Annotated in this window: 23 protein-coding genes and 1 other RNA gene; 14 read left to right on the plus strand and 10 right to left on the minus strand. The window is 38.8% G+C overall.

Features of this window, described 5'->3' with window-relative positions; all coding sequences use genetic code 11:
- Window positions 1-6: 6 nt before the first annotated feature.
- Complete coding sequence (locus JM79_RS05495; protein WP_141877185.1) at window positions 7-1104, minus strand: esterase-like activity of phytase family protein; 1098 nt, start codon at window positions 1102-1104, stop codon at window positions 7-9.
- A gap of 114 nt (window positions 1105-1218) precedes the next feature.
- Here JM79_RS05495 and JM79_RS05500 point away from each other — a divergent pair, with 114 nt between their 5' ends.
- Entirely contained in the window at window positions 1219-1404 is a 186-nt protein-coding gene (locus tag JM79_RS05500; protein WP_141877186.1) for a CsbD family protein, read from the plus strand.
- Window positions 1405-1456: 52 nt separating this feature from the next.
- Here JM79_RS05500 and clpB read toward each other — a convergent pair whose 3' ends face one another.
- Window positions 1457-4060: an ATP-dependent chaperone ClpB gene (gene clpB / locus JM79_RS05505; protein ID WP_141877187.1), complete on the minus strand. Its 2604-nt coding sequence runs from the start codon at window positions 4058-4060 to the stop codon at window positions 1457-1459.
- Window positions 4061-4229: 169 nt separating this feature from the next.
- Between clpB and ytxJ the strand changes: the two genes are divergently transcribed.
- Window positions 4230-4628, plus strand: coding sequence for a bacillithiol system redox-active protein YtxJ (gene ytxJ, locus JM79_RS05510; protein WP_141877188.1), 399 nt, complete (start codon window positions 4230-4232; stop codon window positions 4626-4628).
- Window positions 4629-4700: 72 nt separating this feature from the next.
- On the opposite strand, the gene fahA is transcribed toward ytxJ, so the two are convergent.
- Window positions 4701-5990, minus strand: a complete 1290-nt coding sequence (gene fahA, locus JM79_RS05515) for a fumarylacetoacetase (RefSeq protein ID WP_141877189.1) — start codon at window positions 5988-5990, stop codon at window positions 4701-4703.
- A 110-nt stretch (window positions 5991-6100) separates the two neighbouring features.
- Between fahA and glyA the strand changes: the two genes are divergently transcribed.
- Window positions 6101-7375 (plus strand): serine hydroxymethyltransferase, encoded by a 1275-nt coding sequence (glyA, locus tag JM79_RS05520; protein ID WP_141877190.1) that lies wholly within the window; start codon window positions 6101-6103, stop codon window positions 7373-7375.
- Window positions 7376-7430: 55 nt separating this feature from the next.
- Here the strand turns inward: glyA and JM79_RS05525 are convergent, their stop codons facing one another.
- The 3 genes from JM79_RS05525 to JM79_RS05535 all read right to left on the minus strand — a co-directional run bounded on the left by JM79_RS05525 (window position 7431) and on the right by JM79_RS05535 (window position 9369).
- Window positions 7431-7793, minus strand: a complete 363-nt coding sequence (locus tag JM79_RS05525; protein WP_141877191.1) for a DoxX family protein — start codon at window positions 7791-7793, stop codon at window positions 7431-7433.
- Window positions 7794-7903: 110 nt separating this feature from the next.
- The gene (locus tag JM79_RS05530) at window positions 7904-8305 is read right to left on the minus strand and encodes an acyl-CoA thioesterase (protein WP_141877192.1); all 402 of its coding nucleotides are present in this window, start codon (window positions 8303-8305) and stop codon (window positions 7904-7906) included.
- A complete protein-coding gene (locus JM79_RS05535) occupies window positions 8305-9369 on the minus strand; it encodes a glutaminyl-peptide cyclotransferase (protein ID WP_141877193.1) in 1065 nt (354 codons plus the stop codon). The genes JM79_RS05530 and JM79_RS05535 overlap by 1 nt, the downstream gene beginning before the upstream one ends.
- Before the next feature lie 87 nt (window positions 9370-9456).
- Here JM79_RS05535 and ffs point away from each other — a divergent pair.
- The 3 genes from ffs to fsa all read left to right on the plus strand — a co-directional run bounded on the left by ffs (window position 9457) and on the right by fsa (window position 11126).
- Window positions 9457-9555: signal recognition particle sRNA small type (gene ffs, locus JM79_RS05540), an RNA gene on the plus strand.
- 44 nt (window positions 9556-9599) lie between these two features.
- Window positions 9600-10421 carry an SDR family oxidoreductase gene (locus tag JM79_RS05545; RefSeq protein WP_141877194.1) on the plus strand — a complete coding sequence of 274 codons (822 nt, stop codon included), beginning with the start codon at window positions 9600-9602 and terminating at the stop codon, window positions 10419-10421.
- A 48-nt stretch (window positions 10422-10469) separates the two neighbouring features.
- Window positions 10470-11126, plus strand: a complete 657-nt coding sequence (gene fsa, locus JM79_RS05550) for a fructose-6-phosphate aldolase (RefSeq protein ID WP_141877195.1) — start codon at window positions 10470-10472, stop codon at window positions 11124-11126.
- A gap of 47 nt (window positions 11127-11173) precedes the next feature.
- Here the strand turns inward: fsa and JM79_RS05555 are convergent, their stop codons facing one another.
- The gene (locus tag JM79_RS05555) at window positions 11174-12586 is read right to left on the minus strand and encodes a hypothetical protein (RefSeq protein WP_141877196.1); all 1413 of its coding nucleotides are present in this window, start codon (window positions 12584-12586) and stop codon (window positions 11174-11176) included.
- Window positions 12587-12753: 167 nt separating this feature from the next.
- Between JM79_RS05555 and JM79_RS05560 the strand changes: the two genes are divergently transcribed.
- The gene (locus tag JM79_RS05560) at window positions 12754-14379 is read left to right on the plus strand and encodes an ATP-binding cassette domain-containing protein (protein WP_141877197.1); all 1626 of its coding nucleotides are present in this window, start codon (window positions 12754-12756) and stop codon (window positions 14377-14379) included.
- 66 nt (window positions 14380-14445) lie between these two features.
- On the opposite strand, the gene JM79_RS05565 is transcribed toward JM79_RS05560, so the two are convergent.
- Entirely contained in the window at window positions 14446-16803 is a 2358-nt protein-coding gene (locus JM79_RS05565) for an outer membrane beta-barrel family protein (protein WP_141877198.1), read from the minus strand.
- Between the two features lie 293 nt (window positions 16804-17096).
- Here JM79_RS05565 and JM79_RS05570 point away from each other — a divergent pair, with 293 nt between their 5' ends.
- Entirely contained in the window at window positions 17097-17459 is a 363-nt protein-coding gene (locus JM79_RS05570; RefSeq protein WP_141877199.1) for a CoA-binding protein, read from the plus strand.
- On the opposite strand, the gene JM79_RS05575 is transcribed toward JM79_RS05570, so the two are convergent.
- Complete coding sequence (locus JM79_RS05575) at window positions 17436-18875, minus strand: sodium:solute symporter (protein ID WP_141877200.1); 1440 nt, start codon at window positions 18873-18875, stop codon at window positions 17436-17438. The two genes, JM79_RS05570 and JM79_RS05575, sit on opposite strands and share 24 nt — an antisense overlap.
- Before the next feature lie 77 nt (window positions 18876-18952).
- Here JM79_RS05575 and recR point away from each other — a divergent pair, with 77 nt between their 5' ends.
- Together recR and JM79_RS05585 are read left to right on the plus strand one after the other, a co-directional pair.
- On the plus strand, window positions 18953-19570 hold the full coding sequence (gene recR / locus JM79_RS05580) for a recombination mediator RecR (RefSeq protein WP_141877201.1): 618 nt from the start codon (window positions 18953-18955) through the stop codon (window positions 19568-19570).
- A 216-nt stretch (window positions 19571-19786) separates the two neighbouring features.
- Window positions 19787-21115, plus strand: a complete 1329-nt coding sequence (locus JM79_RS05585; protein WP_141877202.1) for a dihydrolipoamide acetyltransferase family protein — start codon at window positions 19787-19789, stop codon at window positions 21113-21115.
- Between the two features lie 59 nt (window positions 21116-21174).
- On the opposite strand, the gene JM79_RS05590 is transcribed toward JM79_RS05585, so the two are convergent.
- Window positions 21175-21594, minus strand: a complete 420-nt coding sequence (locus tag JM79_RS05590) for a BLUF domain-containing protein (RefSeq protein WP_141877203.1) — start codon at window positions 21592-21594, stop codon at window positions 21175-21177.
- A gap of 174 nt (window positions 21595-21768) precedes the next feature.
- Here JM79_RS05590 and JM79_RS05595 point away from each other — a divergent pair, with 174 nt between their 5' ends.
- The 4 genes from JM79_RS05595 to JM79_RS05610 are packed head-to-tail and all read left to right on the plus strand — an operon-like array spanning window position 21769 to window position 24995.
- Window positions 21769-22545, plus strand: coding sequence for a 3'-5' exonuclease (locus tag JM79_RS05595; protein WP_141877204.1), 777 nt, complete (start codon window positions 21769-21771; stop codon window positions 22543-22545).
- On the plus strand, window positions 22546-23496 hold the full coding sequence (locus JM79_RS05600) for a carboxypeptidase-like regulatory domain-containing protein (protein ID WP_141877205.1): 951 nt from the start codon (window positions 22546-22548) through the stop codon (window positions 23494-23496).
- A gap of 1 nt (window position 23497) precedes the next feature.
- Entirely contained in the window at window positions 23498-24379 is an 882-nt protein-coding gene (locus tag JM79_RS05605) for a carboxypeptidase-like regulatory domain-containing protein (RefSeq protein WP_141877206.1), read from the plus strand.
- 1 nt (window position 24380) lies between these two features.
- The gene (locus JM79_RS05610) at window positions 24381-24995 is read left to right on the plus strand and encodes a fumarylacetoacetate hydrolase family protein (RefSeq protein ID WP_141877207.1); all 615 of its coding nucleotides are present in this window, start codon (window positions 24381-24383) and stop codon (window positions 24993-24995) included.
- The last annotated feature ends 5 nt before the right edge of the window (window positions 24996-25000 follow it).

The raw sequence follows: 25000 nt of genomic DNA on the forward strand, positions 1-25000 counted from the left end.
CGTAAATTACTCTGAAATATTTATTTCCATGAGAATAAATTGATTTAACTGCCTAACAAAAGAATTAAAATTATTGTCGGCCATCAGGATCAAGCTGCGGTTTCCGTTTTCCAGTTCCGGCCCAAAGCACATTCCTTCGATATTATCAACAATGCCATCGGTTAGCTGATCGTCGACAGACTTAAAGTTGAAAATTAGCTTCTTTTTTGCCGTTTGATACTTCGCCTTTCGAAGCGAATTCTCATTTAGGATATTGGTAGCTTTGCTTGCATCTACATCAAAGATCTTTACCGTGTTCCCATGGGAACCGTAACCGGCAGAGTAGGAGCGTTCCATCACTAGAAATCGATCTTCAGCATATTCAAGGATCTCCGTGATTCCGTTCAGGGCAAAATAATTAATTGGCAGCTTAGCGATTCCATCAAGTGGATAGACAAATTGCGAAACTGGATTTCCAGTTTCAATATCAAATTTGGTGATCCTTGAGTGAGACCGTGAAGGAAAGATCTTTGGTTTGGAAGAGTCTTTTTCTAATGGTAATTCTGTAGCAACCCAAATTCCAGATCCATTAATACTCTTAGTGATGCCCTCAAATACTCCGTTGTTTCTCGGTTTTTGATCATTATTAGATTGAAAATGTAGTGGAATACTATAAGATCTGAGTATTTTTCCTTTATCATCTGTTTCATAAATTCCGGGATCTCGTCCATCTGAGATCAAACCTTCGCTAACTACAAGAAAGCCATTTGTATTTGAATCGTAACGCAAGCCTTCTAGATCCAATACTACTTTCGAATATTTTTCTGGTCTGCTAATCTTTATAAGATCAGTAATCTCGACATTATTAAATCTGGAGTCGGCTATTTTGATCTCTGCCTGGTAAATTCTTGGATTGGATGCCTGATCGCTGACCAGGTAAAATTTTCCGTTTGCGTAGTCTATTCCCGAGAGTCCACCAATCTTAGTGTCTTCAAATTCCAGGTTTTCATCGATTACGAATTCATCCAGATAATTAAGACTTACCTGACCATCCTCTATTCTGGAGGTAACGGCGCAGCTGCTAAAAATTAAAATTGAAAAGAGAGAAAGTAATCGAAGTTTCATAGTGAGTTTTGAAGAAATCAAAAATAACAAATCCTTAAGACAAAAATAGGACTTCCTTGGGACGCTAAGGCCTATGCTATGAATACATTTAACTATTAACCAAAATCAATAGTTATGAATGAAGATCAAAGAGAAGGAAAATGGAAACAGATCAAAGGACAATTCAAACAAAAGTATGGAGATCTAACCGATGATGATACCACTCATGCTGAAGGAAAATTTGATGAGATGTTAGGTCGTATGCAGGAAAAGACTGGAAAGTCGAAAGAAGAATTGAAAAATGAAATTGATAAGTGGTAGATTGAGTAGTTGAAGAAAAAAAAGGCGGTAGAAATACCGCCTTTTTTTATGATTAATTTTCTGAAAGTTCTTCCTGATTTCTAAATACCAGTTCTTCATTGAATTCATCCAGAAGAATGATACTGTCTGTGCTAATATTGCCGGACAAGATTTCCTTGGAGAGTTTATTAAGTACCTCTTTTTGCACTACTCTTTTCACCGGTCTGGCGCCAAATTGTGGATCAAAACCTTTCGCAGCTAGATAATCAAGTGCTTCATCTGTAGCATCCAGCACTATCTGCTGTTTTGCGAGCATTTTCTTAACGCCCTTCAATTGCAAGCCTACAATTTGCCTGATGTCTTTTCTAGTAAGCGGACTAAACATGACAATGTCATCAATTCTGTTCAGGAATTCCGGTCTAACCGTTTGCTTCAGCAGTCCGAGCACATCCACTTTCGCAGATTCCATCGCTGCATCTACATCCTTGATTGCCTCAAATCTCTCCTGAATGATCTGGCTTCCCATATTGGAAGTCATCACTATAATGGTATTCTTGAAATCTGCAACACGACCTTTGTTATCTGTAAGTCTACCTTCATCCAGAACCTGAAGCAGAATATTGAAAGTATCGGGATGAGCTTTTTCGATCTCATCAAGTAAGACTACAGAATATGGTTTTCTTCGCACTGCTTCAGTAAGTTGTCCACCTTCATCATATCCTACATATCCCGGAGGTGCCCCAACTAATCTGCTAACGGAATGTCTTTCCTGGTATTCACTCATGTCGATCCTGGTCATCGCAGATTCATCGTCGAACAGATATTCAGCAAGTGCCTTGGCTAGCTCTGTTTTACCGACTCCGGTGGTTCCCAGGAAAAGGAATGATCCAATTGGTCTGTTTTGATCCTGAAGTCCGGCACGACTACGGCGAACTGCATCACTCACAGCGATAATTGCTTCATCCTGTCCAACAACACGTTTGTGCAGATCATCTTCTAATTTGAGTAATTTCTCACGATCGCTTTGAAGCATTTTAGTGACTGGAATCCCGGTCCACTTGGCAACTACTTCCGCGATATCTTCATTGGTTACTTCTTCCTGGATCAATGATTTTTCACTTTGATTCTCAGCAACGTTCTGTTGTAGTTTTTCGAGCTTCTCCTGAGCTTCCTTGATCTTTCCGTAGCGAATCTCAGCTACTTTACCATAATCACCTTCGCGCTCAGCTTTTTCAGCTTCCAGCTTGAAGTTTTCGATATCAGATTTTAGTGTTTGAATATTATCCACTACATCTTTCTCGCTCATCCACCTGGCGTGAAGATCATTTCTTTCCTCTTTAAGATTGGCGAGATCTGCTCGGAGCGTTTTGAGTTTCACTTCATCTTTTTCACGCTTAATTGCCTCGATCTCGATCTCCAACTGCATGATCTTTCTATCCAGCACATCAAGTTCTTCCGGTTTGGAGTTAATCTCCATACGTAATTTAGAAGCAGCTTCATCCATCAGGTCGATAGCTTTATCTGGAAGGAACCTGTTCGTGATATATCGCTGAGATAATTCCACTGCAGCGATGATCGCTTCATCCTTAATTCGAACCTTATGGTGTGTCTCGTATTTTTCCTTGATCCCACGTAATATAGAGATCGCACTTTCAATGTCTGGCTCCTCTACGTATACCTTTTGAAATCTTCGTTCCAGCGCTTTATCTTTCTCGAAATATTTCTGGTATTCATCAAGGGTAGTAGCACCAATTGCTCTTAACTCACCTCGAGCGAGTGCCGGTTTAAGAATATTGGCAGCATCCATGGCACCCTGGCCACCACCGGCACCAACGAGCGTATGAATTTCATCAATGAATAATACAATGTTACCATCGCTGGAAGTTACTTCCTTGATAACCGCTTTAAGTCGTTCCTCAAATTCGCCCTTGTATTTTGCACCAGCAATTAGAGCTCCCATATCAAGGGAGTAAATGAGTTTGTTTTTAAGGTTTTCTGGGACATCTCCATCTACAATTCTATGCGCCAGTCCTTCTGCAATCGCTGTTTTTCCAGTTCCTGGTTCCCCAACCAGCATAGGATTGTTCTTGGTTCTTCGAGATAGGATCTGTAGAATTCTACGAATTTCTTCGTCCCGACCAATCACAGGATCCAGCTTTCCTTCTTCAGCAAATTTGTTAAGGTTTCTTGCGTACTTATCTAAAGATTGATAGGTTTCTTCAGCACTTTGAGAAGTTACTTTGTCGCCCTGTCTTAGTTCAGCAATTGCAGCTTTTAAACCTTTCTCGGTTGCTCCCTGATCTTTCAGCATTTGAGCAACTTTACTGGAAGATTTAAAGATCCCGAGGATCAAATGCTCGATAGAAACAAATTCATCTTCCATTTTCTTAGCAATGCTGGTAGCTTCATTTACAGTCTTTCCCGCATCCCTGGATAGCATGATGTCTCCGCCACTTACCTTCGGAAAGCTCTCCAGACTCTTATCCAGTATCTGCCCGAAGAGAGAAATATTAATATTTAGTTTTTTTAGTAAAAAAGGAGTTACATTTTCGTCGACCATAGTGATAGCTTTGAAAATGTGCTCATTTTCTATCTGTTGGTGGCCCATTTCCTGAGCAAGCTGCTGAGCTTGCTGGATAGCCTCTTGTGATTTTATAGTAAAATTATTGAAGTTCATCTTAAATGTTTTTCAGAGTAGGTCAATCAATATACCAAATTCAAAAACCGACATTAAGGCAGTTTTAGTGTAATTATAAGCGACAAAAAGGCAGTTTTACTTAAACAAAATTAACCTGAATTTGATTTTATTAAAATTAGATAGATTTACTTTTGTAAAAAAGAAGATTATGGGATTATTCGATAAAGTATTTGGTGGAGAAAAGGGCACTTCTGAAAAGAAAGAAAGCAATGTGCCCTGGAACGCTCTTACTGAAATTTCTCAATTGGATGAGTTAGAAAAACTATCTGAAGATAAAACTGTTGCTATTTTCAAGCATTCTACAACTTGTGGGATTAGCAGGATGGTATTAAAGAACTTCGAAGCAGACTATGAGCAGCAATTAAATGACTCTGTGGATCTTTATTTTCTTGACTTAAAAGCTCACCGGGATATTTCCAATGGAATCGCAGATAAATTTTCTGTTAGACATGAGAGTCCGCAAATGGTGGTGTTAAAGAACGGGGAAGTTGTACATCATTCTTCTCACCAGGCAATATCAGTAGACAAATTAAAAGAACTGGCTTAATATCGAGTTACTTTGAAAATAAAAAGCCCGAAGATTTATCTTCGGGCTTTTCTTATGATATAAGATTTGATCTTATTTTTTCTTTGGTTCGTAAACCGGCAATAGTTTACTGCGAACTTCGCCAAATCCAATTCTGGAGGTTTCGTTCTGGCAATATCCTCGCATGATCACTGTATCATGATCTTCTACAAATTTACGTTCTGAACCGTCTTTTAATTTGATTGGTTTACTACCACTCCAGGAAAGTTCCAGCATAGAGCCGAAAGAATCTTCAGAAGCTCCAGAAATAGTTCCGGAAGCCATCATGTCACCGGAATTTACAGGGCATCCATTTACTGTGTGATGCGCCAGTTGCTGACTCATATTCCAGTATAGATACTTAAAGTTCGATTTTGATAAGGAATTCTCCTCGCCACCTTCAGGTTGCAGGGAAACTTCCAGATTAATATCAAAACTCTTGTCTCCGGAGTATTTAAGATATGGTAATAATTCTTTTTCAGGTTCCGGACTCGCCGTTCTAAATGGCTCTAATGCGTCCATCGTAACGATCCACGGTGAGATGGAAGATGCAAAGTTCTTAGCTAGAAACGGTCCTAAAGGAACGTATTCCCACTTCTGGATGTCTCTGGCGCTCCAGTCGTTAAACAAGACCATTCCAAAGATGTATTCTTCAGCTTCATCAACAGGAATTGGTTCTCCAAGGTGATTCGCATCTGTTGTGATAAAAGCCATTTCCAATTCGAAATCCACACGTTGAGATGGTCCGAATACAGGTTCGTCTGAATCTGCTGGTTTTGTTTGTCCCTGTGGTCTGTGTACAGGAATTTCCGAAGGAATAATAGAAGAACTTCTTCCATGGTATCCAACGGGAATATGCAACCAGTTTGGAAGCAATGCATTGTCTGGATCGCGGAACATAGTACCAATATTGGTCGCATGTTCTTTAGAGCTGTAGAAATCGGTATAATCACCTACCTGTACAGGCATTTGCATTTCAATTTCATCCAGTGTGAATAGAACAGTATTTCTGTGGTCCTGGTTATCCTTCAGCTTAGCATTCTCAGCGTCGAAAATATCAGCAATTCGGTTTCTAACCAGTCTCCAGGTTTTCTTTCCGTCAGAAATAAAATCATTTAGAGTATCCTGCAGGAATATATCGTCTGTCAACGGTATACCTTCAAAATATCCCAGTTGATGCAGAGCACCAAGGTCTATAGCGTAATCACCAATTCTGGTTCCAATGGTGATGATATCATCACGAGTAAGGAACACTCCAAACGGAATATTTTGAATAGGGAAATCGGTATCGCCAGGAATATCCAACCAGGTTTTTCTATTTGGATCATTAGCGGTAATTGACATAAAAAATGTTGGTTTTTTGTTAAAATCTAGTTGTCTCAAATATATTATTTTCCTGTAATTAACCGAATGTATTTCTTACTTTTACCGAATATTTAACTTAAAAATTTGTGATGCAAAAAGACACCCAGATATTTGATTTAATTGCGAAGGAAAAGGATCGCCAGTTGAATGGTTTGGAACTAATTGCGAGTGAAAATTTTGTAAGTGACGCCGTGCTGGAAGCAGCAGGATCTGTGCTTACAAATAAGTATGCTGAAGGCTATCCGGGAAAGAGATATTATGGTGGCTGTGAGATCGTAGATCAGGTAGAGCAACTTGCTATCGACAGATTAAAAGAATTGTTCAATGCTGAATATGCCAACGTGCAACCGCATTCCGGTTCACAGGCAAATACTGCAGTTTTCCATGCCTGTCTAAAACCTGGAGATAAGTTTCTTGGTTTTGATCTTTCACATGGTGGGCATTTAACGCATGGTTCTCCAGTGAACTTCTCCGGAAAATTATATGATCCTGTATTTTACGGGGTTGATAAGGAAACCGGATTGATCGATTATGATGCAGTTGCTGAAATTGCAAAGAAGGAGAAGCCGAAAATGATCATTGCAGGAGCATCTGCATACAGCCGTGAAATAGATTATAAAAGATTCAGGGAAATAGCTGATAGTGTTGATGCAATTCTACTTGCAGATATCGCGCACCCGGCTGGATTAATCGCCAAAGGTTTGATCTCAGATCCTATAGAGCATTGTCATATTGTGACTTCTACTACGCATAAGACTCTTCGTGGGCCTCGTGGAGGTATTATCATGATGGGGAAAGATTTCGACAATCCTTTTGGAGAGAAACTTAAAAACGGAAATCTAAAGAAAATGTCGGCTTTACTGAATTCCGGGATCTTTCCAGGAAATCAGGGTGGACCTTTAGAGCATATTATTGCTGCGAAAGCGATCGCTTTTGGAGAGGCTCTTACAGATGAATTTCTTCATTATACGGTACAGGTAAAGAAAAATGCAAAAGAGCTGGCTAAAGCTTTTGTGGATAAGGATTACCAGGTAATTTCAGGAGGGACAGATAATCATATGATGCTTATCGATCTTAGAAATAAAGGTGTAAGTGGTAAGGAAGCAGAAGAGGCGCTTAGTAAAGCAGATATTACCGTAAATAAGAACATGGTGCCTTTCGATGACAAATCACCTTTCGTAACTTCAGGAATTAGAATTGGAACTCCTGCAGTGACCACACGTGGTCTTGTAGAGCAGGATATGCTAAAGATCGTTGAGTTTATCGATAGAGTCATCACTAATACTGAGAGTGATGAAGAATTGGCTAAAGTTAAAAGCGAAGTAAATACAATGATGAAAGATCTTCCATTATTTAAAATGTAAGACCTTTTAGATTCAGATAAAATCAAAGCCATTCGAGAGAATGGCTTTTTTAATTTTATAGAAAATATATAGCAATGCACATGAGAAGAACAATGATCGCGGGTATATTTTTACTGAAAGGATCGCTTATCTTAAGGTGCATTATGATTGCACCAAGCATCATTAAAGCGAGTCCGATTGCAGCAGGATCCACCAGGTATTCCAGCCAGATTCCGGCAAGTAGGGCAATGGCCAGTGCAACTTTAATAAAACCTACGATGTATACCATTACCTCCGGCAAGCCATAAGCTTGAAATTCTTCCTTCATATTCCCGGCATTACCACCTCTGTAACTGGTTTTACTATTAAATCGAAGCAACCAGACATTGAGAATTCCAAGTCCAACGATTACCTGTAATATTATTTTGACGATCTCCATGATATTATTTTTCAACAATATAGAGATGTTTATCTATAAATAGAAAAGATTAAACAAAGTTTAAGAAGGAATAAAGTCAAATGACAAGAAAATTAACCTTTTCTCAGTGTTTACTGGAATATCTGCTTGAGCTCATCAGAAATGCGCTGTGGTTTCTTGGTTTTTTGATCTAGCAGGCACCATGTGGTTTCGGCTTTCGCCAGTAGTTTTCCGGAATCATTATTTTTGATCACTACTTCCCGTATGGAAGTTACATGTGTAGTGTCAATAATTCTTGTTTCCAGCAGGATTTCATCATTGAGAAGAGCTTCCATCTTATAATCGATCTCATGTCTTACCACAACCCATGCTAGCCCTGCTTTCTGCTCTTCGGAAGCGCGGGACTCCCAGTGTTCTTGTGCTACATCCTGAATCCATTGCACATAACGCACGTTGTTGACATGCTTCTGATCGTCTAGATCATCTTCTGAAACAGTAATGTATTTTTGATATATTTCGGAGTTTACAGACATTATTTCTCCATGATTTTTACTTCAAACAACGTATCCCATTTTTTACCGGTTACATAAAATTTTCCGGTAGCAGCATTGTAAGCGATCCCGTTAAGAACATCGTTATTTGGATCTAAAGAATCTTTATTGCCCAGTTTATCCTGTAGTCCTTTAAAGTCAATAATACCTTCAATGGCTCCATTTTCAGGATTGATCATTGCAACACTGGGAAATTGATATGTGTTTGCGTAGATAAGTCCATCCACCCATTCCAGCTCATTGAATTTTGACTTAATAGCAGTATTGGTAGTTGGCTGGATATAACTTTTTTCGGCCAGGGTTTCAGGATCAAGGATCCAGATTTTCTCAGACCCATCACTTTTAAATATTTTTTCCTCATTGTTACATAAACCCCATCCTTCCTTACTGGAATTGTACGCAAATGTGCCTTGTCTTTCGAAGGTGTTTGGATCATAGATAAATCCCTGACCTTCCTTCCAGGTTAATAACAGTAAACGGTCGTCCAAAATTGTAATTCCTTCAGCGAAATATTCATCTTCCAGGCTTATCTCTTTATACACTTCACCAGTTTCCAATTCGGTTTTGCGCAATTTTGATTTGCCGTACTGTCCAACGCTTTCGTAAAGAGTATCATTATGAAATTCAAGTCCCTGCGTGTACGCGTCAGTTTGATGTGGATACGTATTAACGATCTCGTAGGTGTAAACTTTCGGAGCGTTTGCGCTCATTATTTTTATGGACTTCTGAAGAGTGTCTTTTGTCGAATCATAATACACCACAGCAATAAGTTCTTGGTTTCCCAGTAAAACTGAATTTAGTTCAATTTCCAGATCTGAAGTGTTGCCAGTTGCAAGACGCTTTGTACCTATAAAATAAGCGACCGAATCAAAACTTTTATTTTCCTTGCCTGTAATACTCGCTTTTAGAGTTTCGTTCTGGCTGAATTCCTTCTTCTTTTCAGAAATATTCAGAGAAAAATCAGATTTTTTATTTCCATTATTGCTTCCGCAGGAAAAAATAAATATGCTTAAAATAAAGAGTAACAGGAAGTTAAATTTTTTCATGTCAAAATAGGCTTGAATACTGAGCTAAATTAACCAATTCAGGATAAAAAAAGCTTGCGAAAAGTTACAAAGATTGTATATTTGCACCGGCAAGTCCCACACAACCAGCTCCTGCTGAATCCCCCAGGGCGGGAACGCAGCAAGGGTAGGCGGTCGTAGCGGTGTGATGTGGGTCGCTTGCCATTTTTTGTTTCTACAAAGTCCTAAAATTTATTGCATATTTGTGCGGTATGAAAAAGGGGAATTCTTCAGAAAAAATCGTACTTATCACCGGCGCTTCCTCAGGAATTGGTAAGTCAATCGCAAATTATCTTAGTCGGCAAAATTTCAAAGTTTATGGAACCTCACGTTCGCCTCAGAAATCTACGGATGAAAGCTTTACATTTTTACAATTAGATGTAACCAGGGAAGATACTATTAAGCTGGCTGTTGAAGATATTATCGCCAGAGAAGGCAGGCTGGATATTCTGATCAATAATGCAGGAGTCGGTATTACCGGACCTTTGGAAGAGACTCCGGAAGATGAGATCAAGAAGGCTTTTGAGACCAATTACTACGGTCCGCTTAGAATGATCAAAAATGTACTGCCTTATATGCGTGATCGCAAATCTGGTCTTATTATTAATGTTACCAGTATTGCTGGTTATATGGGATTGCCATATCGTGGAATATACTCTGCAACTAAAGGTGCTCTTGAAATCACTGCTGAGGCTTACCGAATGGAAATTGCTCAGTTCGGAATTACAATGACCAATGTAGCGCCTGGAGATTTTGCTACTAATATCGCTTCTGGAAGATATCATGCCCCCGTTTTACCAACTTCACCTTATAAGAAAGTATATGGTGAAACACTTGATCTTATGAATCAACATGTTAGTGCAGGGCAGGATCCGCAACTAATGGCAAAGGCTATCCTCAAGATTATTAAGGATCCAGAGCCAAAAGTGCACTATCGGGTAGGCGAAATGTTGCAAAAAGTGTCTATCAAGCTAAAGGCATTACTGCCAGACAAACTTTACGAGAAGATGCTTATGAAGCATTATAAATTGTAATTTTGAGGAGCTTTTAAAATTAAACAACACAATTAATTCTATACAACTATGAAATTTTTTATTGATACAGCGAATCTGGATCAAATCAAAGAAGCACAGGCTTTAGGTGTGCTGGATGGTGTAACAACCAATCCATCGCTAATGGCGAAGGAAGGTATTACCGGGAAGGACAATATTATCGAGCATTACAAAGAGATCTGTGAGCTAGTAGATGGAGATGTTAGTGCAGAAGTTATTTCAACCGATCTTGATGGAATGATCAAGGAAGGTGAGGAGTTGGCAAAACTACACGACCAGATAGTGGTGAAGATCCCAATGATTAAAGAAGGTGTAAAAGCATTAAAATACTTTAGTGACCAGGGAATTAAGACAAATTGTACGCTGGTATTTTCAGCAGGGCAGGCGCTTTTAGCTGCAAAAGCTGGAGCTACTTATGTTTCTCCATTTATTGGAAGGCTTGATGATATCTCAACAGATGGTTTGAATCTTATTGCAGATATCAGACTTATATATGATAATTATGGATTTGAAACTCAGATCCTGGCAGCTTCAGTAAGACACACCATGCATGTACTGGAATGTGCGAAAATTGGAGCAGATGTTATGACTGGACCTATTTCTTCTATTGAAGGCTTATTAAAGCATCCTTTGACCGACATTGGTCTTGAAAAATTCCTTGCAGACTATAACAAGGGAAATAAGTAATTGACTAAACTGAATATTATTAAAGGCTGCCGTGAGGTGGCCTTTTTTTATTGGGCAATAAATTTTTCTAATTCTTCCTCAAAATCGGAATTGCCGAACTGAATATCGCCTTTAACGATAATAGCGTTTTTATTTACAAAGAACAATTTATTTAAATATCTGCGATAGGAATCTTTGGGAATCTGTCTCCTGGCTATTTGATATTCAAACGATTTATCGTAGCCAAAGGTCTCCAGCGTCCTAAGCCATTCCTCCCGTTCATTCACGTCCACATTGACACCTATAAAATCCACTTGTGGGTATTTCTCTCTTAATGAACTAATAATATTGTGTTGCCAGCGGTGATGAGCCGGAGCATAAAGAGACCATGCATAGGTGACTGTTGGTCTATTAATGATTTCTCCATATTTCAACTCTTTACCTGAAGTGTTCATAGCCCAAAGATCAGCAAGAGATTGACCATTTAAATAAACTTTTTGAATTTCAGCAAGGTCACGAGCTTCGTCTATATGCGTGTATTCGATATCCTTTAATAACTGTAATATGGAATCTATTCTGCTAACTTTTTCAGCATTAACGATCGCGAGGGTAGCCAGTCTGTCTAGAAATTCATTTTTCAGGGATTCTATGTTAGACAGAGAATCAATTAAAACTATTCTTCTTTCAATATTTTTATAAGAATTGATATTATAACAATCCTTGTGTTCGTTATGCGTTCTGGTACAGTATTCGATCGCTTTAGATCTCAGGTAGTCATCAATAAAATTTGTGTACACGTAATAATCCTGTAGTTCACGATTATTGAAATCAATTTCGTTGCGGTAATTATTGAAATCTTCTGGAATCTGATCTCTAAAGTCTTTCCGGTACTTATTTATAAGAAACGTATATCGTTCTCTTAGATCAAAATATTCATAATCTATACTCGCGTGAGCGATCTCTAAAAAATCTTCGGAAAACTCCCTGTCTTCAGAAAGAGTATTCAGCTTATCGATTCGTTGTTGTCTTATAGAATCTGTGATTCGAGCAAATTCTGAAGGTGCTATCTTATAATAAGTAAGAATAAGGTCATTATTTTGCTCATTTTTCAGGAACATATCCAGCAGAAAATTACTTTTTTCTGAACCTGCGCCGCTAAAATTCAAAGACTCATCGAAGGAAAGTGTATTCAGGTAAATTAGAACACTATCGCCAGGCTCCATATACATGATCTGGCTTTCAGGCGGGTGGTTAAAAGTATAAATTCCAGCTTCCAGTTTTGGATAGTTCTTGCCAAACTGGTTCTTTGCATCCAGGAATAAGGTATCTATGATCTCGTTCTCTTTTGAGATCACTACAAAGTCTGTTTCAGGATTATTGATCTGGCCTCCTAGGTAAATTGTACCATTCTCATTGGAATCGTTTGTACATCCACTGAAAATGAGCGCGCAGCAAAGTGAAAGAAAATAACAGTATTTCATTCTGGGTATTGGTATGAAGCTTTTCGGTAACTTCATTTTTTAACAAATATATTCGGTGCACCTGCGGAGCGGTGTTAAGTGTGCGTTAAAACGTATTTTTAAAACGTTAATCTTTCTTAGTAAGCATCATAATAGCTACTTTTGCAAAAAATTAATTTTTATAGTTTATGCTTTCAGTATCAAACCTTTCTGTACAGTTTGGAAAAAGAGTTTTGTTTGACGAGGTGAATACTACATTCACCCAGGGAAACTGCTACGGAATCATTGGTGCCAACGGTGCCGGTAAATCTACATTTTTAAAGATATTATCTGGTAAATCTGAGCCTACTTCTGGTCATGTTCATTTGGAACCAGGAAAGAGAATGTCGGTTCTGGAACAAAATCACAACGTATATGATGATTACCCGGTGCTGGAAACAGTAATGCGTGGTAATAAGCCTCTATTTGCAGTGAAAACTGAAATGGATGCTTTATATGCCGATTATTCTGATGAAAATGCAGATAGAATTGGTGAATTACAGGTTTCTTTTGAAGAAATGGATGGATGGAACGCTGAAAGTAATGCGGCTTCTATGCTTTCGAATCTTGGGATCAAGACAGAGATGCATTATGCACAAATGAAAGATCTTGATGGTACACAAAAGGTACGTGTACTTTTAGCTCAGGCACTTTTTGGAAGTCCTGATGTGCTGATCATGGATGAGCCGACTAACGACCTGGATTATGAAACGATCACATGGTTGGAAAATTTTCTTGCCAACTATGATAATACGGTGATCGTGGTTTCTCACGACCGTCACTTCCTTGATTCGGTTTGTACGCATATTTCTGATATTGACTTCGGAAAAATCAATCACTTTTCAGGAAACTATACATTCTGGTATGAGTCTTCTCAACTTGCTGCTAGACAGAGAGCACAGCAGAATAAAAAATCTGAAGAAAAGAAAAAGGAACTTCAGGAGTTTATTCAGCGATTTTCTGCCAACGTGGCGAAGAGTAAGCAGGCAACTTCCAGAAAGAAAATGATCGATAAGCTGAATATTGATGAGATCAAACCTTCCAGTAGAAGATATCCTGCTATCATTTTCGAGAGAGAGCGTGAAGCTGGAGATCAAATTTTGAATATTGAAGGTTTAGAAGCTAGTCTAGAAGGAGAAACTCTTTTCAAGAATATTAATATCAACCTTGCGAAAGGAGATAAAGTAGTGGTTTACTCTAAGGACTCCAGAGCTACTTCAGCATTTTATGAGATCATCAACGGGAAACAGGATGCAGTTTCAGGTAAATTCCAGTGGGGTGTGACCACTTCTCAAAGTTATTTGCCAGCAGATAATTCAGAGTATTTTGAGTCAGATCTTACATTGGTAGACTGGTTGAGACAATGGGTGAAAACAGAAGAAGAACGTGAAGAGGTTTACATACGTGGATTCCTTGGAAAGATGTTGTTTAGTGGTGAAGAAGCCCTGAAAACCTGCAAAGTTCTTTCTGGAGGAGAAAAAGTGAGATGTATGTTGAGTAGAATGATGATGATAAGAGCCAATGTTCTTATGCTTGATGAACCTACCAACCACCTTGACCTGGAATCGATTACTGCTTTTAATAACTCGCTTAAGAACTTTAAAGGTACGGTGATGTTTACAACACATGATCATGAATTTGCTCAAACACTTGCAAACCGTGTGATCGAATTGACTCCTGGCGGAGTTATTGACAGGTATCTAAGTTTTGATGAATATATGAACGACAAAACTATTAAAGAACAAAGAGAGAAAATGTATGCGGTAAAAGCCTAGTACAACTCGAACATATAGAAAAAGCCTGAAGAAATCCTTCAGGCTTTTTTGTTGGCTAAAACAAATTTAAAACATTCCGCCACCGTCATTATCCTTATCTCGATCCTTACGCTGGAGGCTACGGTTCTTTCCACCGCCAAATCTATAAGAGACTCCCAGGTATACGGTTTGAGTTTCTCCTTTAAATCGACCAACCTGATCAAAAGGTCTGCCAGCCAGGATATTGAATTCCTGAGTGTCGAAAACATCATTGAAATTGAGACTTACAGAAGCACGGTTATCATCGAGGAAGCTGTAACGGGCTCCAAGGTTCATAAAATACATATGGTCAATGTCGTATTGAAGTGATTTCATTTTGCTTCGGTAAAAACCAAAAGCAGAGAAGGAAAGAGCCTCTGTGGCTTTAAAATTATGGCTGGTTCTAAAAGTAAAGGCAGTATTGTCTATTTCAGTAAATTCAGTACCTACCAGTCCGCTAAAGGTTTGTTCATAAAGCTCAAAACCGGAGTTGGTACTCCACCATTTTGTAAATTTGTAGTTGCTTGAAAATTCTAAACCATACATATCTGCATCACCAGAATTCTGAAAAGTTAGAAACAGCGAACCAGGTTCATTATCCAGCTCTGTAAAAATCTGGTTAATTTCATCTACGGTTCTTCGGAAGAAAACACCTGCGCTAAGGCTTCCCTTGCGTTCAAATTTTCGAGTATAATTAAACTCGAATGAATTGGTGAATTGTGGATCTAGCTCAGGATTCCCGGCAACGATAAGTCTTGGAGACGACACTTCCCGAATTGGATTGATCTGGCTGAAACCTGGTCTGTCGACTCTCCTGCTATAACTTAAATTGTAGGTATTCTTATCGTCTGGAGTAAAGTTTAGAAAACCTGTAGGGTAGACCGTAAGATAGTCATCTTCATAAACACGTTCACCCTGAAAATCTGCTGTCACCTGGTAGCTCTCCAGCCTGGCACCAACCTGGTAACTCCATTTTTCAAAATTCTGTCCGAAAGTCGAATATAAACTCAGGATATCACGATCATAGATATAGTCGGCATTTGTAAACTGCGGATTGGTAGTGTTGTAATCGTTTTCAGTTTTTAGTAACCTGGCTTCTGCACCAAGTTCCAGTCGCGAAACATCATTTAATGGATTGGTATAGTCGATATTGGAAATAAAATTTTTACGGTCTTCAAATACCCGATCGATGTAAGGAATTAACTGAAGATCATTTTCAGCGAAATCAATATCTGCAACTTCATCTCCGTTATAATCATTGAAATCTGCCTCGAATTGAATTTCATGACCATCTTTTTCAAATTCGTGATCAAAGAGAAAGTTATAGCTGGCGTTGCTGTTATCGTAATTTACATCCAGAAACTGGCGAAAGTTTCTTGAGGCCTCGTTGAAATCTGTAAAACTCAAAGCGCCAAGGGGTCCGCCATCGTAAAGGTTCTGATTCGTATATATACTGAAGGTATTATTGTCATCGAGATAGAAGTCAACGCCAATTTTGTATAAATAGGAATTATTTCGGTTTTCAACTTCAAACTCCTGAAGACTTTGAGATTCGGGAAGAAATATAGTTCCGCCGTTTTCGCGATCTCCAAAATTGCTTCCCAGGTTTCCGAAGAAATTGAATTTGCCCTTACGATAATTCATGTCGAGCGAACCATTAAATCTCAGGTTTTCACCGTAGGTAAGACCGGTGTTTAGATTTCCATTAAAACCATCACTCGCATTTTTATGCAGCACGATATTAATGATCCCGCTCATTCCTTCCGGATTGTATTTTGCTGAAGGATTGGTAATAAGCTCTATACTTTTAATGGAGGTCGAGGGGATTTGCTTTAGAAGTTGTGCAGGATCCATGTTGGTAGGCTTACCGTCCACCAGAATTCGTACATTGGAATTCCCACGAAGAGATATATTTCCATCCTGATCTACATTCACAGATGGTATATTTACCATAATTTCTGAAGCACTGGCCCCGGTTGTCATAAGATCTTTCCCGATATTAATGACTTTGCGATCCACACGCTGTTCGATGGTAGTCCTTTCAGCAACCACAAGAGTTTCATCGAGCATGGCTACATCAGGTTGCAGGTAAAGAATCCCGATTTCGATATTGGTTCTTCGCTGTTCGATTACAATTTCTCTACGGAAGGTCTTATAGCCTATAAATTGGACCTTCAATTCGTAATTCCCAGACTTCAGGTTTTCTACAATAAAGCTGCCGTCTTCAGCTGAAGTGATACCGGTAACAAGTTCACCTTCAGGATTATTGATGATAATCGTGGCATAAGGGATCGCTTCCTGGAGTTCAGCATCCATGATGGTTCCGGAAACATTTCCATTGGGATCGGTTTTAGCATTTGCAATTGATAAAAAGCTTAAAAATAAGCATAGAATGAACTGTTTCATTTTTTGATTGATTAGATGATTAATTATAACATATTACCTTGCAATGCATAATAGATGAAGCCATGGATTGCAAAATGTGATGATCTTACCTATAAGACGATCAAAAAATTGACTTGTTACAATTTTTTAATAATAACCTGCGCTCATCAAGAAGATCAACGCAGGTTTGTGATATCATGGTCATTAACACTAACCATCATAATTAAATCGATGATACCACAAAGGGCCGGTCCTCAACTTAAAGACTAGTCTATCTAGAGATTGTTACAGTAAAATTTATTTACTTTACCATTATGAAGAAGAAAACACTGGTTATGGGTGCTTCCTTAAAACCCAATAGATATTCCCATCTTGCCATTAACAAACTTGTGAGATTCAAACAACCGACTGTGGCAATTGGTCTTAGAGAAGGAACAGTAGACGGGGTAAAGATCCATACAGAAATGGAAGAATTTGAAGATATAGATACCGTTACCCTTTATCTTAATGCGAAAAGGCAGGAACAGTATTACGATTACATCATTTCACTGAATCCAAAAAGAGTGATCTTCAACCCCGGAACTGAAAACCCTGAGCTTTACACTTTGCTTCGGAAGAATAATATCTACTTCGAAAATGCCTGTACGCTGGTCTTACTTTCTTCTCAGCAATATTAATCCTAAGAAAGTTAGAAAACCATTCAGAATCAGGATAAAGAATCCAAATTCGAATCCAAGCCAGGTAAGACTGTTTACGCTGATGATGTAGGAAAGAACCGGAGCAAGAATGGCAATTAGCGGCACTAGTTTATCTTTTACCTGCCACTTCGTAAAAAGTCCAAAGGCATACAAACCAAGCAACGGCCCATAAGTGTACCCAGCAAACTGAAACAATTTGTTGATCACACTTTTATCTGCGATCGCATATTTAAACACAAGCATCACCAGGATTAATAATATGGAGATTGCAATATGAATTTGCTTTCTGATCCTGATCTGTTTTTTCTCATCATATTTTTTTTCAATATCCAGGATATCGATACTAAAGGATGTTGTCAAACTTGTAAGAGCGCTGTCAGCACTGGAATAGGCCGCAGCGATAAGTCCCAGGATAAAGAAAACTGCTACGGCAAAACCTAGATTACCGCTGGCGGCAATAGCTGGAAATAATTCGTCTTTCGTTTCGGTAATACCATTAAGATCGGCGTAATCGGTTAGGAGAACTCCTAAAGCCAGAAATAAGAAGTTTACGAAAACGAGAACGATGGTAAACCAGAGCATATTTTTCTGCGCATCTTTCAGACTTCTGCAGGTAAGATTTTTCTGCATCATATCCTGATCTAGACCAGTCATGACGATAGCGATGAAAGCCCCGGAAAGGAACTGTTTTACAAAGTGATCTTTGCTTTTCCAATCATCGAAGAAAAAGATCTGGGAATGTTCACTTTCAGCTAAATAATTCATGAGATTTGCTACAGAGAAGCCAAGATCTTCAGAAATAAAATAGATGGTGATCCCCAACGCAAGCAGCATAAAGAATGTTTGCAGGGTATCTGTCCAGACGATGGTCTTAATCCCGCTTTTAAAGGTATACAGCCAGATAAGCAGGATGGTGATAGAAACCGTGATGTAGTATGGAACACCTAACGCATCAAATACAATAAGTTGTAGCACATTTGCCACCAGGAATAGCCTGAAACTTGCACCAACAACCCGGCTTAACAGGAAAAAAGAAGCTCCTGTTTTATAGGAAGCATTCCCAAATCGGGTATCTAAATAGGTATATATGGAGGTAAGATTAAGCTTATAATAGAGTGGAAGCAAAACCTGACCGATCACCGCGTATCCAACTGTGTATCCAAGTACGACCTGGAAGTAACTAAAAGAGTCGGTTTCAACGGTGCCGGGGATGGAGATAAAGGTGATCCCACTCAGCGAGGCACCAATCATTCCGAAAGCTACCAGATACCAGGGAGCCTGTTTATTCGCTTTAAAAAATTCAGCATTACTGCCTCCTCTTCCCGTGAAGTAGGAGATAAGAATAAGTACTGCAAAATAGGCGGCGATTAGAATAAGTACCTGGTATGGTTGCATAATTTTTCTTTAAAGCGGGCAATTTACAAATTAAGCTGAAGCTAATTTCATGCAGCAAAAAAATCATAAATTCGCGTATGGATTTTTCATCAAAATTACTGGAGCAGGCAGTAGACGAAATGTCTCAATTGCCGGGAATTGGAAAGCGAACAGCGCTAAGACTGGTACTTCATTTATTAAAGCAACCGGAAGAGCAGACCTCCAGGCTGTCAAAATCCCTGCTCGATCTACGCGAGAATATTAAGCTTTGTAATAATTGCTTCAACATTAGCGATACCGAGCTTTGTGAGATCTGTGCAAATCCTAACCGCGTTTCAGAAATAGTATGTGTGGTCGAAGATATTCGCGACGTGATGGCTATTGAAAATACCGGGCAGTATCGAGGGCATTATCATGTACTCGGAGGAAAGATAAGTCCTATGGATGGAATCGGACCTTCGCAGTTAACGATCAAAGCTTTGATTGAAAAGGTTAGAGAAGGGAAGATCGAGGAGATTATATTTGCTTTGAGCAGCACGCTGGAAGGTGATACAACGAATTTCTATATTTTCAAACAACTGGAAGGAACCGGAATAAAAACTTCTACGATCGCCAGAGGAATTTCTGTAGGAGATGAACTGGAATATGCAGATGAGGTGACCTTAGGAAGAAGTATTACGAATAGAATTCCTTTTGAAAATAGCCTGAAAAGCTAGAACTGGCGTAGAAACTAATAATTTTAAGAAGCTAAAATTATCCGAAACTTTTTCAATTGCGTAGTTGAAATCGTAATTTTAGCGGGAGTTTAACCATGACACTTGTTTGAAAGAATATCAGTGTAATCCAATTTTATTGATTTTTTAATACTTAATAAGTGTTAATTTGATTAAATTCGCAACCTGAATAATAAAAATCGCATCTGATTTAACGATATGGCAAAATTTGAATTGAAGTTACCTAAAATGGGTGAAAGTGTTGCAGAAGCAACCATAACAAGCTGGCTTAAGGAAGTTGGAGATACTATTGAAATGGATGAGCCGGTACTTGAGATCGCTACAGACAAAGTCGATAGTGAAGTCCCTTCAGAAGTTGACGGGACCCTTGTGGAAAAACTTTTCGAGGCAGATGATGTGGTAAAAGTAGGTCAGGTGATCGCTATTATTGAAACCGATGGTGATGAGGATTCTTCTTCAGAAGAACAAGAGGAAGAAGCAGCTCCGGCTGAAGCAGCAGTAGTTTCTAAATCGGTTGAAACTGCCAAAGAAACTGCTTCCGCAGAAACTAGCGAAGATTATTCAGATTCTGATAAATTCTATTCTCCGCTAGTAAAGAATATCGCGAAGGAAGAAGGTATTTCACTTTCTGAACTTGATTCTATTAATGGAACCGGGAAAGATTCGCGGGTTACCAAAAATGATATTTTAGAATACGTAGAGAACAGGAAAAAAGGCGGAAATACTGCAGCGGCGGAGTCAGCCCCAAAAGCTGTCGAATCTAAAGGTCTGGAGAAGAAAGTTTCCAGTCAGCCAGAACCTGTAGTTAGCGGGGAAGATGAGATCATCGAGATGAGCAGAATGGGTAAAATGATCGCTCATCATATGGTGGATAGCGTTCAGAAATCTGCACATGTACAGTCATTTATTGAAGTAGATGTTACAAATATCTGGAACTGGAGAAATAAGCATAAAAATGAATTTCAGAAGAAAGAAGGAGAGAAATTAACTTTCACTCCAATCTTTATGGAAGCTGTGGCAAAAGCGATTCGCGATTTCCCAATGGTGAATATTTCTGTAAACGAAGATGCTTCTAAAATTATCAAGAAGAAAAATATTAACCTTGGAATGGCTGCGGCACTTCCAGATGGTAATTTGATCGTTCCAGTGATCAAAAATGCAGACAGGCTTAATCTTGTTGGGATGGCGAAGGCAGTAAATGACCTGGCTAATCGCGCAAGACAAAATAAATTGAAACCGGACGATATTCAGGGTGGTACTTATACGGTAACCAACGTGGGTACTTTTGGAAGTATTATGGGAACTCCCATCATCAATCAGCCACAAGTAGGAATTCTTGCTCTTGGAGCAATTCGAAAAATGCCAGCGGTGATTGAAACTCCTGATGGTGATTTTATTGGAATACGATATAAGATGATCCTTTCTCACAGTTATGATCACCGTGTGGTGAACGGCGCCCTTGGTGGACAGTTCGTACAGCGTGTGGCTCAGTACCTGGAAGGATTTGACAAGGATCGCGAGATCTAAAATTCCATTTTTATAGTAAACTTAGAAAGCTGTGAAGATTAACTTCGCAGCTTTTTATTTTACTGAAGATTATTTAAAAAAGAATCGAGCAATTCTAAAGCAGGATGTTTGCCTTCCATTTTTTCTCCTTCCAAAATAGCATTTTTGTCCAGGTCTTTGTGACCTAAGATTGCTTCCGCTTTTTTATTATCAAGTTTGCGGAACGCCATAGACCAGTTTTTAAATTGGCGGCACTTTAGCGAATCGGTAGAAATTTCAACAATTGAATGGTGTCTCGGGTCCTTTTTAATTCTTTGAAAGAGATTGTCTACTGTTGAAGGCTCTCCTTCTATATACTGGATGAAAAGTCCCTGATATGAAATTAGTAATCCAGTAATATCACTCGTGGCGTTATTTTTTCTGCTACTGCTGAGTAGTGCTTCCATATCTGCATCTTTAAGTATATGCGATTGCTGGCTTATATAGGAGATGTACTTCAAAACTTTTTAAGACTTGTAAGGGTTCAAATATAAAAAAGGTATTTTCAAAAACCAACTGCTCGATTTCGTTCTAATCCAATGCCTTTCTAAAGCCTTTTTGCGTCTGGAAACCTCTTGCTTATTTTATTAACGGCTCATAATTATAGTATATTTGCTACAAATAAATCATTTCGCATGGAGCTTAAACTTACCAGACCTATTTGCTTTTTTGACCTTGAAACTACGGGAACCAATATTTCCAAAGACCGTATTGTGGAAATGGCAGTGCTCAAAGTCTACCCAAACGGTAATAAAGAAAGCTATACCTGGCTGGTTAATCCTGAGTGTGAGATTCCTAAAGAAGTTATCGCGATTCATGGCATCGATAATGAGAAAGTTGCTAATGAGCCAACCTTCCAGCAATTGGCAACGAAAGTTCATGATCTTATCAAAGGCTGTGATCTTGCCGGCTATAACTCCAATAGATTCGATATTCCATTACTGGCCGAGGAATTGCTCCGTGCGGGAATTGATTTCGAAATGAAGAATGTCGTTGCTGTAGACGTTCAAACGATTTTTCATAAAAAAGAACAGCGTACTTTATCTGCAGCTTACCAGTTTTACTGCGGAAAAGAACTTGAAGGTGCACATGGTGCAGAAGCAGATACTGAAGCAACCTATGAAGTATTAAAATCCCAATTGGACAGATACAACGATCTGGAAAATGATATGAAATGGCTGGCAGATTTCAGCTCTCGAAAGAAATTTGCAGATTTCGCCGGATTCATAAGTTTTGATAAGAAAGGAAGAGAAGTGTTTTCTTTCGGGAAGTATCGCGGAAAGCTGGTAGAGCAGGTGCTTGAAGATGAACCTGGATATTTTGGCTGGATGCAGAATGCAGATTTTCCACTTTATACTAAGAAAGTACTCACAGCCATTAAATTGAGAAAGCTAAACACCAAATTATCCTGATTGAAAACTTCCGTTTTTCTCTTAATCCTTTTCTTTACTACCACTTTTAGCGTAGCTCAAAATTCCCGAATAACCGGGAGAGTAATCGACAGAGCCACTAATAAGGCCTTGCCTTACGCTCATATCATGTTTCAGGATTATAAGCTTGGAACCAGCACAGATGAACAGGGCATGTTTGCTTTTAATGTTGCAGACAGCCTGAAAAGTGAAATACTCATTTTTACCCATGTTGGTTACGAGAGGGAATTGCTAAAAATCTCTGATCTGGAAAAGCAGAGATTGGTACCCATGAATGCACTTACCGAAGGTCTGGGAGAGGTGATGATCACACCTGTTCAGGATAATAGATCTTTTACTTATCGGCCGGAATGGCGCTACGAAACTGTGGGGATCGGAAATATGAATGCCGCGCTTTATCCTTCCACCATAGCGCGTTATTACCCAAAACCTGATAAGTTTGAGGCAGCTGCTTTTCTAAAAGAGATCACCGTTTATTTTTATGCTACGGAAGAGCAAAAAGGTTTAAGTCCGAAATTTCGGATTCATTTGTATAATGTAGACGAAAACGGACTTCCCGGGAAAGATATCACCCAGGACATCGTTGTCACCAAACCAGTAGGTAAAAATAAGGTTGATGTCGAATTGCTTGACCAGAAAATTCAGATTCCCGAGGGAGGTTTTTATATAGGTCTTGAGCATTTATTCATCAAGGAGAATGAGTATTTCGAAGTAAAGGATTACTATATCAATAATGAACTTGTAGCTGAAGATTATAGAAATAAGCGTTATGGACCAGTCTATAAAGGAGTTTTCGCTCCTGAAGAATCCAACTTCAAAATTTATTTTTTCGAACCCGGAGGCTGGGTTGATATTAGAACCTGGGACATCACCTATAATGACAGGGAAGGGAAATATGTAATGCCAGAATTTAGAATCAAAATCACCGATTAGTATGATGAGGTATTATATGTTCATTGCATTTTTAATTATAGCTATTTCTTCAAATGCTCAAAGTGAGATGATGGATGGAGTAGTGGCCGATTCTGTTACCAAAGAACCTTTGTCGTTTGTCAATATCTATGTATTGAATACCAGTCAGGGGACCACTAGCAATGAAAATGGATATTTTCAGCTTAAGGAACCTAATGCAGGTCAGAATCTTCGGTTTGGGTATGTGGGTTACGATTCAAAAGATATCACCTATGTCAAGAAACAGTTGGATACTATCTTTCTTTCCCGAAATAAGGAACAGCTAAACGAAGTAGTTGTCCAGGCTCCTTTACAGGATAAAACCATTAAAATAAAAGCCTCAAAATCTAAAGATAGGTTAGGAATTTCAAATTCAGGCGACGATGAAGGAGCTCGAATGTTCTTGCGCTATTTTGCTAAGCCTTCAGAACTAAAAGATGAAGCTGCTTACCTCAAATCCGCAGAAATCTTTCTTTTTAATGGTATTGGTAGTGTTAAGCATGATTATATTTTCCGTATCCGGATCATGAGTCTTACCGAGGATGCAGAACCAGGTTATGATCTCATCGATAATATTACTCTTACAGGGAGACCTGGGTCAAAGGTTCGTGTAGATCTAGAGGATGAAAGAATTCTTATTCCTGAGAATGGGTTTCTTATAGGGGTGGAAGGCTTGCAGATTGATCAGAACTATATAAGAACCACTAAGTTGCTTCTTGAAAATGGTAAGTATAAGGATTTAAAAAAGTACGGTCCTACATTCAAAGCTGTGGAATCAAAAGATCCGGTTTACTACCTAAGTAGAGGAGAATGGAAAAAAATGAAAATGCCGGTACCGGCAATGAACCTTATAATCACCAATTAGTATGAAAATTATTTGTGTAGGTAGAAATTATACAGATCATATTTCAGAATTGAAAAATGAGAAGCCAGAGGAGCCTGTATTATTTCAAAAGCCCGATACTTCGATATTATTGAAAAAACAACCATTTTTTATCCCAGATTTTTCCAATGATATTCATTACGAAGTAGAGGTTTTAGTGAAGATCAAAAAAATAGGGAAGCATATTCAGAAGAAATTTGCACATAAATATTATGATGAAATAGGACTGGGAATTGACTTTACGGCCAGGGATCTTCAGAACAGGCTTAAAGAAAAAGGACTGCCCTGGGAGAAATCCAAAGCATTCGATGGTGCTGCTGTGATTTCAGACAAATGGTTGCAAAAAAAGGAACTACCTGCGGTAGATGAACTCAATTTCAGGCTTGAAAAAAATGGAGAGGTAGTACAATCTTCCTCAACCGCACATATGCTTTGGAAAATTGATGAATTAATTGCTTATATTTCGTCGTATTTCACCCTCAAAATTGGTGATATCATCTTTACGGGAACACCTGCCGGAGTAGGAAAAGTCGCTACAGACGACAGATTAATGGGTTACCTGGAAGATCAACAAATGTTTTCTATCAAAGTAAAATAGTTTTG

Source organism: Gramella sp. Hel_I_59 (genome assembly GCF_006714895.1).
In the GTDB taxonomy this organism is placed as follows: Bacteria; Bacteroidota; Bacteroidia; order Flavobacteriales; family Flavobacteriaceae; genus Christiangramia.